14 protein-coding genes are annotated in these 14281 nt (G+C 72.7%); 4 read left to right on the top strand and 10 right to left on the bottom strand.

Features of this window, described 5'->3' with window-relative positions; translation table 11 throughout:
- The first annotated feature begins 3 nt into the window (after positions 1-3).
- Positions 4-648 carry a lysoplasmalogenase gene (locus tag ACZ43H_RS05850; RefSeq protein ID WP_464588506.1) on the top strand — a complete coding sequence of 215 codons (645 nt, stop codon included), beginning with the start codon at positions 4-6 and terminating at the stop codon, positions 646-648.
- Positions 649-914: 266 nt separating this feature from the next.
- On the opposite strand, the gene ACZ43H_RS05845 is transcribed toward ACZ43H_RS05850, so the two are convergent.
- Together ACZ43H_RS05845 and dapA are read right to left on the bottom strand one after the other, a co-directional pair.
- A complete protein-coding gene (locus ACZ43H_RS05845) occupies positions 915-2600 on the bottom strand; it encodes a ribonuclease J (RefSeq protein WP_464588504.1) in 1686 nt (561 codons plus the stop codon).
- Positions 2601-3503 (bottom strand): 4-hydroxy-tetrahydrodipicolinate synthase, encoded by a 903-nt coding sequence (gene dapA, locus ACZ43H_RS05840; protein ID WP_464588502.1) that lies wholly within the window; start codon positions 3501-3503, stop codon positions 2601-2603. It abuts the gene before it with no gap.
- 129 nt (positions 3504-3632) lie between these two features.
- Here dapA and ACZ43H_RS05835 point away from each other — a divergent pair, with 129 nt between their 5' ends.
- The gene (locus ACZ43H_RS05835; RefSeq protein WP_464588501.1) at positions 3633-4181 is read left to right on the top strand and encodes a flavodoxin domain-containing protein; all 549 of its coding nucleotides are present in this window, start codon (positions 3633-3635) and stop codon (positions 4179-4181) included.
- A gap of 87 nt (positions 4182-4268) precedes the next feature.
- On the opposite strand, the gene ACZ43H_RS05830 is transcribed toward ACZ43H_RS05835, so the two are convergent.
- Genes ACZ43H_RS05830 through ACZ43H_RS05820 form a run of 3 tightly spaced genes read right to left on the bottom strand, consistent with a single transcriptional unit; the run spans position 4269 to position 6521 of the window.
- On the bottom strand, positions 4269-5195 hold the full coding sequence (locus ACZ43H_RS05830) for an LLM class F420-dependent oxidoreductase (RefSeq protein WP_464588499.1): 927 nt from the start codon (positions 5193-5195) through the stop codon (positions 4269-4271).
- A 25-nt stretch (positions 5196-5220) separates the two neighbouring features.
- Positions 5221-5715 carry a dihydrofolate reductase gene (locus ACZ43H_RS05825; protein WP_464588497.1) on the bottom strand — a complete coding sequence of 165 codons (495 nt, stop codon included), beginning with the start codon at positions 5713-5715 and terminating at the stop codon, positions 5221-5223.
- Positions 5712-6521 carry a thymidylate synthase gene (locus ACZ43H_RS05820; protein ID WP_464588496.1) on the bottom strand — a complete coding sequence of 270 codons (810 nt, stop codon included), beginning with the start codon at positions 6519-6521 and terminating at the stop codon, positions 5712-5714. Before ACZ43H_RS05820 ends, ACZ43H_RS05825 begins: the two co-directional genes overlap by 4 nt.
- A gap of 394 nt (positions 6522-6915) precedes the next feature.
- On the opposite strand from ACZ43H_RS05820, the gene ACZ43H_RS05815 reads away from it, so the two are divergent.
- Complete coding sequence (locus ACZ43H_RS05815) at positions 6916-8289, top strand: HNH endonuclease signature motif containing protein (RefSeq protein ID WP_464588495.1); 1374 nt, start codon at positions 6916-6918, stop codon at positions 8287-8289.
- A gap of 432 nt (positions 8290-8721) precedes the next feature.
- Here the strand turns inward: ACZ43H_RS05815 and ACZ43H_RS05810 are convergent, their stop codons facing one another.
- The 5 genes from ACZ43H_RS05810 to gcvT all read right to left on the bottom strand — a co-directional run bounded on the left by ACZ43H_RS05810 (position 8722) and on the right by gcvT (position 12715).
- Entirely contained in the window at positions 8722-9555 is an 834-nt protein-coding gene (locus ACZ43H_RS05810) for a PhzF family phenazine biosynthesis protein (protein WP_464588493.1), read from the bottom strand.
- Positions 9556-9571: 16 nt separating this feature from the next.
- A complete protein-coding gene (locus tag ACZ43H_RS05805; RefSeq protein ID WP_464588491.1) occupies positions 9572-10726 on the bottom strand; it encodes a hypothetical protein in 1155 nt (384 codons plus the stop codon).
- Entirely contained in the window at positions 10723-11220 is a 498-nt protein-coding gene (locus tag ACZ43H_RS05800) for a sigma factor-like helix-turn-helix DNA-binding protein (protein WP_464588489.1), read from the bottom strand. Before ACZ43H_RS05800 ends, ACZ43H_RS05805 begins: the two co-directional genes overlap by 4 nt.
- A 108-nt stretch (positions 11221-11328) precedes the next feature.
- A complete protein-coding gene (locus ACZ43H_RS05795) occupies positions 11329-11586 on the bottom strand; it encodes a hypothetical protein (protein WP_464588488.1) in 258 nt (85 codons plus the stop codon).
- A 7-nt stretch (positions 11587-11593) separates the two neighbouring features.
- Positions 11594-12715: a glycine cleavage system aminomethyltransferase GcvT gene (gene gcvT / locus ACZ43H_RS05790; RefSeq protein ID WP_464588486.1), complete on the bottom strand. Its 1122-nt coding sequence runs from the start codon at positions 12713-12715 to the stop codon at positions 11594-11596.
- A 56-nt stretch (positions 12716-12771) separates the two neighbouring features.
- On the opposite strand from gcvT, the gene ACZ43H_RS05785 reads away from it, so the two are divergent.
- Positions 12772-14271, top strand: coding sequence for a leucyl aminopeptidase (locus ACZ43H_RS05785; protein ID WP_464588485.1), 1500 nt, complete (start codon positions 12772-12774; stop codon positions 14269-14271).
- Positions 14272-14281: the final 10 nt, after the last annotated feature.

Genomic DNA, 14281 nt, shown 5'->3' with positions numbered 1-14281 from the left:
CCCGTGCGCACCGAGCTGATCTGGGTCCTCCCCGCCGTGCTGGCTCCGCTGGACTGGTGGGCGGTGGCGCGCGACGACCGGCGTACCGAGACCTGGGCGAAGCCGGCCACCCTCGCCGCACTGGTCGTCACCGCGCTGGTGCTGGGCGCGGCCCACAGCACGCCGGGCCGCTGGCTGCTCGTGGCCCTGGTCTTCGGGCTGCTCGGCGACGTCGCCCTGCTCGGCGACTCGACCTCACGCTTCCGCGCCGGCGTCGCGGCCTTCCTGGTCGGCCACCTCGCCTACCTGGCCTGCTTCGCCACCCTGGGCCTCCCCCGCCCCGCCTGGTCGTGGGCCGCGGTGGTGGTCCTGCTCGCCAGCGTCGTCGCCACCCGCCAGGTCCTCCCGGCCACCCACCGTCTCGAGGGCGCCGCCCTCTCCGCCCCCGTCGCCGTCTACACCGCCGCCATCGGCGCCATGCTGCTGTGCGCCTGGTTCACCGGCGACCCCCTCATCGCCGCCGGCGCCACCGTCTTCGTCACCAGCGACGCCACCCTCAGCATCGACCGCTTCGTGAAACCGGTCCCGAACGGCCACCTCATCGTGATGGTCACCTACCACGTGGGCCAGGCCCTCATCGTCGCCGGCGTCCTCGCCGCCACCACCTGACCGACCACGAGAAGACAACACCCAGAAGACGACAGCCGAGGCAGCGACCAGCAACGCCGGGCCCGGAGCCACGGCGCCGTCCGAAGGAGCGTAGAAGCGAAGCGCGGCGCCGGAAGCGGCGGCCGGGCACGGCAGAGCACCTCCGGCGACGCGGGAGCCAAGCGACGGGACGAGGCCGCGGCGCAGGGCCCGGAGCCGCAGGCGCGGGGACGAGGCCGGACGAGGACCGCGCGCCAGCGCGGAACCAGCCGCGCGCCAGCGCGGAACTATGCCTCCACAACCACCGGAATGATCATCGGCCGACGCCGATGCGTCTGGTTGACCCACCGACCGACGACCCGGCGCACGGTCTGCTGCAGCTGGTAGGAGTCGGTGTTCCCCTCCGCGACAGCGCGGTCGAGGGCGTCGATGATCGGCTGCTTGATCGCGTCGAACGTCGAGTCGTCCTCCGCGAAGCCACGGGCGTGGATCTCGGGGCCGCTGGACACCTTGCCGGTGACCGAGTCCACGACGACGATGACCGAGATGAACCCCTCCTCGCCGAGGATGCGGCGGTCCTTGAGGTCGGACTCGGTGATGTCGCCGACCGAGGAACCGTCGACGAACACGTAGCCGCAGTCGACCTTGCCGACCACGGAGGCGACCCCGTCGACGAGGTCGACGACGACGCCGTCCTCGGCCAGAACCACGTTCGGCACGCCGGTGGCCCGGGCCAGGTCGGCGTTGGCACGCATGTGCCGGATCTCGCCATGGACGGGGAGCACGTTCTTCGGCTTGACGATGTTGTAGCAGTAGAGCAGCTCTCCGGCGCTGGCGTGGCCGCTGACGTGGACCAGGGCGTTGCCCTTGTGCACGACCTTCGCGCCCCAGCGGGCCAGCCCGTTGATGACGCGGTAGACGGCGTTCTCGTTGCCGGGGATCAGGCTCGAGGCGAGCAGGACGGTGTCGCCCTCCTCGATGTGCACGAAGTTGTGGTTGCGCTGCGCGATCCGCGACAGCGCGCTCATCGGCTCGCCCTGCGAGCCGGTGGAGATGAGCACCTGGCGCTCGGGCGGCAGGTCGGCGAGGTCCTTGGTGTCGACCAGGACCGACGGCGGCACCTTGAGGTAGCCGAGGTCGCGCGCGATCGCCATGTTGCGCACCATCGAGCGGCCGACGTAGGCGACCTGCCGCTCGTGGGCGTACGCCGCGTCGAGCACCTGCTGGACCCGGTGCACGTGGGAGGCGAAGCAGGCGACGATGATGCGCTGCTGCGACTCGTGGAAGACCCGGTCGATGACCGGGGTGATGGACTTCTCGGCGGGGGTGAACCCGGGCGTCTCGGCGTTGGTGGAGTCGGTCAGGAACAGGTCGACCCCCTCCTCCCCCAGCCGGGCGAACGCACGCAGGTCGGTGATCCGCCCGTCGAGGGGCAGCTGGTCCATCTTGAAGTCGCCGGTGTGCAGCACCATGCCGGCGCCGGTGCGGATCGCCACGGCCAGCGCGTCGGGGATGGAGTGGTTGACGGCCACGAACTCGAGCTCGAAGGGGCCGAAGGAGATCCGGTCGCCCTCCTTGACGACGTGGTGGACGGTCTCCTTGAGCCGGTGCTCGCGCAGCTTGCTGCCGAGCAGGGCCAGGGTCAGCTCCGAGCCGACGAGCGGGATGTCGCCGCGCTCGCGGAGGAGGTACGGCGTGGCGCCGATGTGGTCCTCGTGCCCGTGGGTGAGGACGAGCGCCTCCACGGCGTCGAGCCGGTCCCGGATCGCACTCCAGTCGGGCAGGATCAGGTCGACGCCGGGGTGGTGGTCCTCCGGGAAGAGCACGCCGCAGTCGACGAGCAGGATCCGGCCGTCGTACTCGAAGGCGGTCATGTTGCGGCCGACCTCGCCGAGCCCGCCGAACGGGGTGATCCGCAAACCCCCCTTCGGCAGTGCGGCCGGTGCGGAGAGCTCGGGATGAGGGTGAGACATCTAGTTCCTTAGCAGGCCCGACGCGGCGAGTCCTGCTCGCAGCGCGGCCAGTTCGTCGTCGTCCAGCGGCACCAGCGGCCCGCGGACGTTGCGGTTGTCGAGGACGCCGAGCAGCTGGAGTGCTGCCTTGGCGGTGGTCGCTCCGTAGTTGGGGACGCCCATGACGGCGTCGATCGCGGGGAGCATCCGCGTGAAGAGGGTGAGGGCCTCGGCGTGGTCGCCGGCCAGGTAGGCGTCGACCATGGCCCGGATCTGGTCACCGGCCGCGTGGCCGACGACGGAGACGACGCCGGCGGCGCCGTGGGCGAGCCAGCCGAGGGTGTTGGCGTCGTCTCCGGAGTAGAGGGCGTAGCCCATCTGCATGATCCTGACGCCGCGGGCGTAGTCACCGACGGCGTCCTTGACGGCCACGACGGGCTCGAGCGCGATCGCCTGCTCGTAGACCTCGAGCGAGATCTGCGTCCCGGTGCGGCCGGGGACGTCGTACAGCATGACGGGCACGCTGCTGGCCTCCACCACGGTGCGGAAGTGGTGGAGCACGCCGGCCTGGCCGGGCTTGTTGTAGTAGGGGGTGACGAGCAGCAGCCCGTCGGCGCCGATCTTCTCGGCCTGCTGGGCCAGCTCGACGGAGTGCGCGGTCGCGTTGGTGCCGACGCCGGCGACCACCGACGCGCGGTCGCCCACGGCGTCCTTGACGGCGGCCAGGATCTGCCCGTCCTCGGCGACGCTGGTGGTCGGGGACTCCCCCGTGGTGCCGGAGACGACGACGCCGTCGTGGCCGTGCTCGACGAGGTGTGCCGCGATCCGGGCGGTGCCGTCGAGGTCGACCGACCCGTCGTCGTGGAAGGCGGTCGCCATCGCGGTCAGCACGCGGCCGAACGGAGCCTCGGGCAGGTTCGTCATGGGCAACAGGTTATCGCCCGACGGCCCGTGCACCGACCACCGCACGGGACCGGCGATCCGGACGGCCGGGTCTTTCTGCCCTGCCCTCCCCCGCGGCTGCGCTGCACCGTGGACCTGAAGGAGGAGACCATGACTGTTCTCGTCGTCTACGGCAGCCGTTACGGCGCCACCCGGGGCATCGCCGAACGCATCGCCGAGACGCTCCGCTCGTGCGGCCAGCAGGTCGATGTCGAGGAGGGCTCGGAGTTCGTCGACGCCAAGGCGTACGACGCGTTCGTCATCGGCAGCGCGGCGTACCAGGGCTCGTGGCTGGAGGGCCCGGTCGAGTTCGTGATGCACCACGTCGACCTGCTCGCCGAGCGTCCGGTGTGGCTGTTCAGCAGCGGGCCGCTGGGCACCGCCGACACCGACGTGGACGGACGCAGCCCGCTCGAGGTGACCCGGCCGCGGCAGTTCGCCGAGATGGAGGAGGCACTGGCGCCGCGCGGGGCGCAGGTGTTCTACGGGGCGCTGGAGCCGGAGAAGCTGCGCCGCTCCGACCGTCTGCTGCGCCGGTTGCCGAAGGGACGCCGGCTGCTGCCCGCGGGCGACTTCCGGGACTGGGCGGCCGTGGACGAGTGGGCGCGCCAGATCGCGGCCGAGCTGCCCCGCAGCGTGCAGACCGAGGGCTCGACCTGAGCAGCGGGCTGACCGCCGCTCCCGGGCCGAGAGACGCTGGCGGCCGGCGGCCGGAGCCAGGTGGCGCCCGCGAAGCCGGTGGCCGCCTCAGACGTGGGGCATGACCTCCTCGGCGACAAGCCGCACGTGGTCGAGGTCTGAGAGGTCCAGGACCTGCAGGTAGACGCGCTCGGTCCCGAGCGCGGTGAAGCGGGAGATCTTGTCGACGACCTCCTGCGGCGTGCCCGCCAGGCCGTTCTCGCGCAGCTCGTCCTTGCCCCGCCCGATGGCGGCGGCGCGCCGCTCCACCTCGGCCTCGTCGCGACCCACGCAGACGACCAGCGCGTTCGACCAGACGAGCTCGTCGGGGTCGCGGCCGATCTCCTCGCACGCCCGGCGGACCCGCTCGAACAGGGTCGCGGTGAGCTCCTCGTCGACGAAGGGCAGGTTGAACTCGTCGGCGTACCGGGCGGCCAGCGCGGGCGTGCGCCGCTTGCCCCGGCCGCCGACCAGGACGGGCGGTCGCGGCCGCTGCACCGGCTTGGGCAGGGCCGGGGAGTCGACCAGCCGGTAGTGCTCGCCGTCGTGGGAGAACCGCTCCCCCTCGGGGGTGCCCCACAGGCCGGTGATGATGGCGAGCTGCTCCTCGAAACGGTCGAACCGCTCCCCCGTGTCCGGGAAGGGGATGCCGTACGCCGTGTGCTCCTGCTCGAACCAGCCCGCGCCGATGCCCAGCTCGACGCGGCCGCCGCTCATCTGGTCCACGTTCGCGACCGCGATCGCGAGCGGTCCGGGGTGGCGGAACGTCGCGCTGGTCATCATGGTGCCGAGCCGGATGGTGGTGGTGTCGCGCGCCAGCCCGGCGAGGGTCACCCACGAATCGCTCGGGCCGGGCAGTCCCTCGGTGCCCATGCCGAGGTAGTGGTCGGACCGGAAGAACGCCCCGAACCCGCACTCCTCGGCGGTGCGGGCGACGGCCAGGAGGTCGTCGTACGTCGCGCCCTGCTGGGGCTCGGTGAAGATGCGCAGCTCCATGACGCCCACCCTGCCAGAGCGCGTCTCAGTACTCCCGGCGCCGGCTCCACCAGACGCGGTCGTAGTCGTCGCCGGGCTCGCGCCGGGTCTCGGTCCACTCGCTGGGGTCGAAGGCCGGGTAGAGCACGTCGCCCTCCGGGTCGCGGTGGACCTCGGTGATGGCCTGCTCGTCGGCGAGGGGCATCGCGGCGGCGTACACCTGCGCGCCGCCGGCGACCATGACGTCGCCCGGCAGGTCGTCGGCCAGGGCCAGGGCCTCGTCGAGGTCGTGCGCGACCAGCACCCCGTCCGCGCGCCAGGCGGGGTCACGGGTGAGGACGATGGTGGTGCGGCCGGGCAGGGGGCGGCCGATGGAGTCGTACGTCGTGCGCCCCATGACCAGCGTGTGGCCGAGGGTGAGCTCCTTGAAGAGCGCCTGCTCGCCCGGGATCCGCCAGGGGATGTCCGGGCCGTTGCCGATGACGCCGTTCTCGGCGACGGCCGCCACGAGCACGACGCGCTTGCCCTGGGGGGTGGTCATACGGCGATGGGGGCCTTGATGCCCGGGTGCGGGTCGTAGCCCTCCACGGCGATGTGCTCGAGGTCGAACTCGTCGAGCGCGGTCACCGACGGGTCGAGCACCAGGCGCGGCAACGGCCGGGGCTCGCGAGTGAGCTGGAGGCGCGCCTGGTCGAGGTGGTTGAGGTAGAGGTGGGCGTCGCCGAGCGTGTGGACGAAGTCGCCGACCTCGAGGTCGGTGACCTGGGCGACCATGTGGGTCAGCAGCGCGTAGGAGGCGATGTTGAACGGCACGCCGAGGAAGACGTCTGCGGAGCGCTGGTAGAGCTGGCAGCTCAGCCGGCCCCGGCCAGACTCGGTGGGGGCGACGTAGAACTGGAACATCGTGTGGCAGGGCGCGAGCGCCATCTCCGGGATGTCGGCGACGTTCCACGCCGAGACGATGTGGCGGCGCGAGTCGGGGTTGCCTCGGATCTGCTCGACGACCTGCGCGATCTGGTCGACGTGGCGCCCGTCGGGCGTGGGCCAGCTGCGCCACTGGTAGCCGTAGACCGGTCCGAGGTCGCCGTTCTCGTCGGCCCACTCGTCCCAGATCGTGACCCCACGGTCCTGCAGCCACTTCACGTTGGTGTCGCCGCGCAGGAACCACAGCAGCTCGGCGAACACCGACCGGGTGTGGATCTTCTTGGTCGTGACGAGGGGGAACCCGGCGGCGAGGTCGAAGCGCATCTGGTGGCCGAAGACGCTGCGGGTGCCGGTGCCAGTCCGGTCGCCCTTCTCGACGCCCTCGTCGAGCACGCGCTGGAGGAGATCGAGGTAGGCCTGCACGACGCCGAGACTACCGCCGGGGCGCGTGCCGGTGGCCGAGGCGCTCGGGCGTGGGCATGCGGTGGCATGAGCTCTCGGTCCGGTGGTCGAGGCCTCCGCTGCGCGGGCAGGGCCTCCAGCACCCGCGCCGGGCCTGCGGGTCGTGGCTGGTGGCGGTCTCGGCAGCTACGGGGAGAGGTACGCCGTGGCGCCCGCCTGCCTCCCGGCTCACGGCGGGCGGTCGTCGATGGTCGAGCGGCGAGCGCCAGGGAGCGTCGTCGAGACCCCCGCACCCGGACCAGGACCAAGACCCGAGCCGGTCGCGCATTAAAGTTTTACTTTCGGGTTTCCCCAGGACCCCCGGATCGGGCCCTTTCCGGGGCTGACTGTCGGTGGTCGGTGGGATCATGGACCCATGTTCGAAACAGACGCCAACTGGGAACCCGTCGAGGTCGATGAACTCGACGCGGACGGCCTGCTGGCGCTGCTGGAGCACAAGCGCACCGAGGCCCGTGCGGCCGAGCGGGGCAAGCTCCGACTGGCCCTGCACTGGGCGGTGCTGCACCCCGCCTCCGCCGACACCGGGGTGGCGACCTGGGGCGGACCCAGCGTGCTGCTCACCGACGAGTCCCTGGGCGGCGACGGCACCCCGGCGGTCGCGGCGTTCGCCCCGGAGCCGTTCGCCGCGACCCTGGAAGTTTCCCCGCAGGCGGGGATGGCGCTGATCGCCGACGCCCTCGACCTGCAGTTCCGGCTGCCCCGGATCTGGCGACTCGTCCAGACCCTCGCGGTCGAGCCGTACAAGGCGCGGCAGGTCGCGAAGGCCACCCACCAGCTCTCCCAGGCCGCGGCCGCCTACGTCGACGAGCAGCTGGCCCCGCGGTTGTCCTCGTGTGGGTGGAAGGCCGTGGAGACGACCGTGGCGCACGCGATCGCGAAGTTCGACCCCGACCTCATCAGCGCCAAGGAGAAGCGCGGTCGGCAGGGCTGGCACGTCACCCTGCGTCACGACCACCCCGGCCGGTTCGACGGCACGTCGTATCTCGACGTCGCCGGCGACACCCTCGACCTGACCGCCTTCCACGACCTGGTCTGCGACCAGGCCGCCCAGCTCAAAGCCCTCGGCGACACCGACGACCTCGAGATCCGCAAGGCCAAAGCGCTCGGCGTGATCGCCGCCCAACAGGCCACCCTCGACCTCCTCACCCTCACCGGACAGCAGCCCGAGGTCCCCGCTGCCCCCGCGAAGCCAAGGCAGCCCAAGACCCGGCTCTACCTGCACCTCTCCCTGGCCGACCTCGCCACCGGGTGCACGACAACGGCCGGCCCCGACGGTGCCGACGGCGGGACCGTGACCGGGACGGTCGAGCGGCTCGGGCCGGCCACCATCGACCTGATCAAGGACTGGGTCGGCCGCTCCCGGGTCACCATCCAACCCGTCATCGACCTCGCTTCTACCCATGCGGTGGACGAGCACGACCCGCCCGCGTGGATGGCCGAGCTGGTCATCCTCCGCGACGGGCACTGCGTCTTCCCCTGGTGCCCCGTCGACGCCCGGCGATCCGACCTCGACCACATCACCCCCTACGTCCCGATGGACGACGGCGGACCACCGGGCCAGACCGCACCCGACCTCCTCGCACCCCTCTGCAGGCGACATCACCGGGCCAAGACCTCGCGGCGATGGCGATACCGGCGACGACCCGACGGCACCTACGAGTGGCACGGACCCCACGGCCGCAGCTACCTCGTCACCCCGCACGGCACCATCCGGCTCGACACCAACTGAGATAGAGCAGCACCCGCAGGCCTGATCACCCGGCACCCACCGGGTCATCGGGCCTGCCGTGCTGCCTTCAGTCGCCGCCCTGCGTTGCGCCCCTACGTCGGCTGCGGGGGTCTCGACGACCCTCGCTGACGTTCGCTCCGACCATCGGCAGACGACGTAGACCGGCACTCGCGGTGAGGACCTCGGCGGCGACGCCCGGCTATCGCTGCTCGACGACCGGAGCCGGCGGTGTCGCTTGCACTCGCTGCTCGGCCACCGGCGGCCGCCCGCGACGGGGCGGAAGCCGGGAGACCCCCGGTGGCCGCGCCGTACCTCTCCCGGTAGCCGCCGAGACCGTCACCACCCACGACGCGCAAGCCCCGCGTGCGCTCGAGGCACTGCCTACGTTGCGGGGGTCGCGACGACGCTCGACCACCGAAGGCGCTGGACCGACTAGAGCGCGACCTCGCCCGCGACGGTCGTGAGCGCGTCGCCGCCGACCCAGATCGTGTCGCCCTCGGTGTCGATGTGCACGCGGCCCCGGCGGCCCAGGACCGTGCCCTGGGAGGAGACGTAGGACGTGGGCAGGCGGTCGCCGGCCAGCCACTGGGCGATGCCGGCGTTGAGCGAGCCGGTGACGGGGTCCTCGGGCATGCCGTAGCCGGGGCAGAAGGCGCGCACCTCGACGGCCACGTCGCCGGTGGCGTACTCCCCCACGACGCCGATCTTCAGGTCGTCGAAGGCCGCCCAGTCCGGGTCGATCGCCAGGACCGCGTCGGCGTCGCGCAGCAGCACCCCGACCCAGCCCGGGCCGTTGTCGATCCACGCGGACTCCAGCAGGTCCGGGCGCTCGACGCGCAGCGCCGCGGCGATCCGGGTCAGATCGGCCTCATCCACGGCGCCCGACCGCATCAACGGGGGCGCCGCGAAGGCGAGCCGTCCCTGCTCGCCGCCGGTGCGCCGCAGCCTGACCAGCCCGGCCGCGCACTCCTGCACGACGACGTCGGTGTCGGCAGGGGCTCCCCCGGCCTCCAGCCACGCGTGCGCCGAACCGATGGTCGGGTGCCCGGCGAAGGGCAGCTCGCCGCCCGGGGTCCAGATCCGCAGCCGGTAGTCCGCGCCGGGCTGGGTGGGCTCGAGGAGGAACGTCGTCTCGGACAGGTTGGTCCAGCGCGCGAACCGCGCCATCTCCTCGTCGGTGACCCCGTCGGCGCCGTGCACGACCGCGACAGGATTCCCCAGCAGGGGCTCGGCGGAGAAGACATCGACCTGGCTGAAGCGGCGCATGGCGCCACGCTAGTGGTCAGCGGGCGAGGACGGGCAGCGCCCCGGTCTGGGGGATCGAGGTGACCCGGAAGCAGGTGCGCTCGCCGAGGTGACAGGTCCGCAGCTCGTACGGCCCGTTGTACGACGCCCGCGTGAACTCGACGGCCTGGCGCTCTCCGGTCCGGTGCGCGACCACGTAGGTCACCTCGTCGTCGGGGCCCAGCGTCGCCGCCATCGCGACGTCGCCGCGCCGCAGCCCGGTCCAGAGCCGCTCCCCCGAGCGGGTGTCGTAGATCAGCACCGGCCCGAACGCGCCGCCGAACCGCTTGCTCGTGGTGCGGGTGAGGACGTACTCACCACCCGGTGAGACCTGCGCACCGCGGCCCTCGCGCACGAACTCCACACTGAAGAAGGGCTGCACGATGCGGATCCGGTCCGCGCCCGCCTGCCGGACGATCGTGGCAGCCGAGACGTCGAGGAGCCCGTCCGCGTCGACGAGGGTGGCCTGGTCGGGCACCCAGCCCCAGTCCCCGTCCTCGCCCGCGTAGAACACCTGGTTGCCGTCGACGGCGATGGGGTGGTTGTCCCGGATGCTCGCCTCACGGTGCCCGAGCGTCGGCAGCTCACGCACCGCGAACGGCTGCCGCGTGTCGACGTCGTAGACCACCAGCTCCGGGGCCGGAGGCTGCGGCTCCATCTGGGGGGCCGGGACCCGCGGGTCCACCCAGGCCACCCAGCCCTGGTGCTCGGAGGCCACGAGCGGCGCACCGACGGCCTTGTGGCCGATCGTCGAGAGCGACCCGTCGCCGCTGACGAGGACGACGTTCCCGTCCCCGTCCCCCACGACCGCCCCGTCGCCCATCCCGACCACCTCCTCGACGTGCGGCAGCTCGACGGTCACGTGGGCGAGGTGCAGCACACCGCCGGCCCACCAGGCGACCGAGGCCGGGTTGTCGGCACGGACCACGCCGCTGGGGCCCGGCGAACCCTGCGGCGCCGACGACGGCCGGGCCCCGACCCAGGTCGCCACGCCGACCACCACGAGGACGCCGGCGACGCACGCAGCCACCACGCGCCGACGCCGGGCACGCGTCGACCGGGCCGCGGCGACGACCTCGTCGACCGGGGCGACCGGCACCTCCACCCCCTCGGCCGCGAGGCGGAAGACGTCCTCGGCGAGCTGCTCGGTCATCGCGACGACTCCCAGAGCCGCTCCAGGTCGAGCCGCGCCAGCCCCGAGGCCAGGCTCGACTCGACCTCGTCCTCGGGAAGCTCGAGCAGCGTGGAGATCTGGGGCTCGACCAGGCCCGCGACGTACCGGAGCACCACGACCTCCCGCTGCTGGTCCGCAAGGTTGTCGAGCGCCTCCTCCAGCGCGAGCCGCAGCAGTACGGCGTCGGTCGGGTCGACGACCTCCGGGGTGTCCGGGGAGGCGGTCGTCGCGGGCCGCTCCGCCGCGCTACCGCCGGAGCGGGCGCGGGCCAGGGCGTCGAGGACCGTGCGGTAGACCTCCACGTCGATGTCCAGCGACTCCCGGACCCGGCTCCAGCCGAGGTAGCAGCGGGCCAGCGCCCGGCGTGCGACCTCCTCGGCCTCCGGCTGCGGGGACCCGAGCAGCACCAGCGTGCGCACGACCGCCGGCCAGCGCGCCGTCATGTAGGCGGCGAAGTCGCTGTCGTGGCGCATGTGGACATCCTTCGGCACGGAGGCACGGTGGACCAGACCTCCCGCGTGCCCGGTCACCGGGTCTTCGGAGCCGCCGCCCCGACGGATCGCGCCCGGGGTCGGGACCGGTCAGGCGTGCAGCGACATCGGGCCGTAGACCTGCCGGTCGTGCTCGAACAGCGTCACCGCGTCGACCCCCTCGGCGGCCAGGTCCGACCAGCACTCCCCCACCCACGACTCGGCGTCGGCCTGGCTGGCGAACCGCTCGCCGGCGAAGTCCTCCGACACCGACACCTCGGCGCCGGCGGCGTTCTCGAGCCGCCACCACCAGGGCCGGTCGGCGGCCGGGGGCTGACGGAACGTGGGGGGCTGCTCGGGCAGGTTCACCGGTGGATCACGCCTCTCGCACGGACGGGTCGACGAAGGGGGGCTTGACGAGCTGGAAGATCTCGCGCCGGCCGCGGACGTCCACGCCCACCTCGGCCTCGGCGTTGACGAAGGTCGGCACCAGTGCCAGGCCGATGCCCTTGCGCAGGGTCGGCGAGAAGGTGCCGGACGTGATCTCGCAGAGGGGCACGTCGGGGGTGAGCGAGACGCTCATGCCCGGTCGCGGGATGCCGCGGCCGACGGCGACCAGGCCGCGCAGCACGCGCTCGGGCCCACGCTCCTTCTCGGCGAGCAGCACGTCACGACCCCAGAACGCCGGCTTGGACCAGCCGACGGCCCAGCCGAGCCGGCCCTGGTTGGGCGTGACGTCGAGGCTGATGTCCTGGCCGTGCAGGGGGTAGCCCATCTCGGTGCGCAGCGTGTCGCGTGCACCGAGGCCGCAGGCGAGGATGCCGTGCTCCTCGCCGGCCGCCATCAGCGCGTCCCACAGCGGCACGGCGACCTCGTTGGGCGCGATCAGCTCGTAGCCGCGCTCGCCGGTGTAGCCGGTGCGGCACACGACGACGGTCGCCCCCCGGAACTCGGTCTCCGCGAAGGACATGTAGTCGTGGCCGGTCGGCAGCCCGATCGCGTCGAGCACCTCGTCGGACCTCGTGCCCTGCACCGCGAGGACGGCGAAGTCGCGGTGCTGGTCGGTGACGGTGACGCCCTCGGGCGCGGTCGCCGCGAGGCGGCGTACGACCTCGGCGGTGTTGGCCGCGTTGGGCACCAGCAGCACCCGCTCGTCGTCGTGGAGGTAGACGATCAGGTCGTCGACGATCCCGCCGGTGGCGTCGTCGCAGCACAGCGTGTACTGCGCCTTGCCGGGCGCGATCCGGCCGAGGTCGTTGGTCAGCGTGGCGTTGACGTACGCCGCGGCGCCGGGCCCGCTGACGAGGGCCTTGCCGAGGTGGCTGACGTCGAAGATGCCGACCGCCTCGCGGACCGCGGTGTGCTCCTTCACGACCCCCGAGGGGTACTCCAGCGGCATCGACCAGCCGCCGAACTCGGAGAACTTCGCACCGAGGGCGACGTGCCGCTCGTGCAGGGGTGAGGTCAACAGGTCGGATGCGGCCGGCTGGTCGGACATGGACGCGAACCTACCGCAGCCACCCGCGCCGGTACGGCGCTGGCTATCCTGCCCCGGTGACGTCGTACACCCTCCGCAACGCCAGCCCCGCCAAGACCCGCACCGACGCCGTCGTCGTCGGCGTGGTGCAGGACAAGAAGGGCGCCTCGATCGCGCCCGGCGGGGAGGACGTCGCCAAGGCCTACGGCCGCAAGCTGCGGCCCCTGCTCTCGACCCTGGGCGTGACCGGCAAGGCCGGCGAGGTCATGAAGGTGCCCACCTCCGGGCTCCTCACCACGCCCCTGCTGGTCCTGGTCGGCCTCGGCAAGCAGGTCGACGCCACGTCCGTGCGCCGGGCCGCGGGCGTCGCGGCGCGCGCGGTCACCAACGCCGCCAGCGTGGCGGTGGCGCTCCCGGCGGAGACCCCGGAGCTGGTGCGCGCGGTCACCGAGGGCTACGAGCTCGGCGGCTACGCGTTCACGGCGTACAAGAAGGACACGAAGAAGGACGACACGGCGGCCGGCGAGGTCGTGCTGCTGAGCGCGTCGGCGCGCAAGAAGGAGACGGTCACCGCCTTCGAGGAGGCCCGGATCGTGACCCGCGCCGTCGCCGGCACCCGCGACTGGGTCAACACCCCGCCCGGCGACCTGACCCCGCCGAAGTTCGCGGACGCGGTCGCCGCCGCCACCAAGGAGCTCACCAAGGGCCGCGGTGCTCCCAAGGTCGGGATCCGGGTTCTCGACGAGAAGGAGCTCGCCGAGCTCGGCTGCGGCGGCATCCTCGGCGTCGGCGCCGGCTCGTCCGCCCCGCCCCGCCTCGTCGAGCTCACCTACGCCCCCAAGGGCGCCACCAAGCACCTCGCGCTGGTCGGCAAGGGCATCACCTTCGACTCCGGCGGCCTGACCATCAAGCCGGCGCAGAGCATGGGCGAGATGAAGTCCGACATGGCCGGTGCCGCCGCGGTCGTCCAGGCGACCTTCGCGATCGCCGAGCTCGGGCTGCCGGTCCGGGTCACGACGTACGCCCCCATGGCCGAGAACATGGTGTCGGGCTCCGCGATCCGACCCGGCGACGTGCTGACCATGTACGGCGGCAAGACCGTCGAGGTGCTGAACACCGACGCCGAGGGCCGCCTGGTGCTGGCCGACGCGCTGGTGCGCGCCACCGAGCAGGCGCCGGACGTCATCCTCGACGTCGCCACCCTGACCGGACACATGGTGGTCGCGCTCGGTGACCGGGTCGCCGGCGTGCTCGGCTCCGAGGAGGTCGTGCAGGACGTGCTGGCCGCCGCGGAGACGGCCGGTGAGGCGATGTGGCCGATGCCGATCCCCGAGGTGATGAGCGAGCGGATCACCTCGAGCAAGATCGCCGACCTCGCCCAGCACGACTGGGTCCGCTGGGGCGGCGGGCTGTTCGCCGCGGCGTTCCTGCGGGAGTTCACCGCGGGCCTGCCCTGGGCGCACCTCGACATCGCCGGACCGTCGTTCAACTCCGGCAGCGCCTGGGGCCACACCACCGCCGGCGGCACCGGTGTCGCGGTGGCCACCCTGGTCGACTACGCGCGCACGCTCGCCTGAGCGGTCGACC

The organism is Nocardioides sp. DN36 (genome assembly GCF_055380375.1).
Note: the sequence above shows the minus strand (reverse complement) of the source record. Positions and strands in the feature narration are given on the sequence as shown.

Excerpts from the sequence above, each read along its gene's own strand:
- ACZ43H_RS05845 (WP_464588504.1), bottom strand. The coding sequence starts at position 2,600 with ATGTCTCACCCTCATCCCGAGCTCTCCGCACCGGCCGCACTGCCGAAG.
- dapA (WP_464588502.1), bottom strand. The coding sequence starts at position 3,503 with ATGACGAACCTGCCCGAGGCTCCGTTCGGCCGCGTGCTGACCGCGATG.
- ACZ43H_RS05835 (WP_464588501.1), top strand. The coding sequence starts at position 3,633 with ATGACTGTTCTCGTCGTCTACGGCAGCCGTTACGGCGCCACCCGGGGC.
- ACZ43H_RS05830 (WP_464588499.1), bottom strand. The coding sequence starts at position 5,195 with ATGGAGCTGCGCATCTTCACCGAGCCCCAGCAGGGCGCGACGTACGAC.
- ACZ43H_RS05825 (WP_464588497.1), bottom strand. The coding sequence starts at position 5,715 with ATGACCACCCCCCAGGGCAAGCGCGTCGTGCTCGTGGCGGCCGTCGCC.
- ACZ43H_RS05815 (WP_464588495.1), top strand. The coding sequence starts at position 6,916 with ATGTTCGAAACAGACGCCAACTGGGAACCCGTCGAGGTCGATGAACTC.
- ACZ43H_RS05810 (WP_464588493.1), bottom strand. The coding sequence starts at position 9,555 with ATGCGCCGCTTCAGCCAGGTCGATGTCTTCTCCGCCGAGCCCCTGCTG.
- ACZ43H_RS05805 (WP_464588491.1), bottom strand. The coding sequence starts at position 10,726 with ATGACCGAGCAGCTCGCCGAGGACGTCTTCCGCCTCGCGGCCGAGGGG.
- ACZ43H_RS05800 (WP_464588489.1), bottom strand. The coding sequence starts at position 11,220 with ATGCGCCACGACAGCGACTTCGCCGCCTACATGACGGCGCGCTGGCCG.
- gcvT (WP_464588486.1), bottom strand. The coding sequence starts at position 12,715 with ATGTCCGACCAGCCGGCCGCATCCGACCTGTTGACCTCACCCCTGCAC.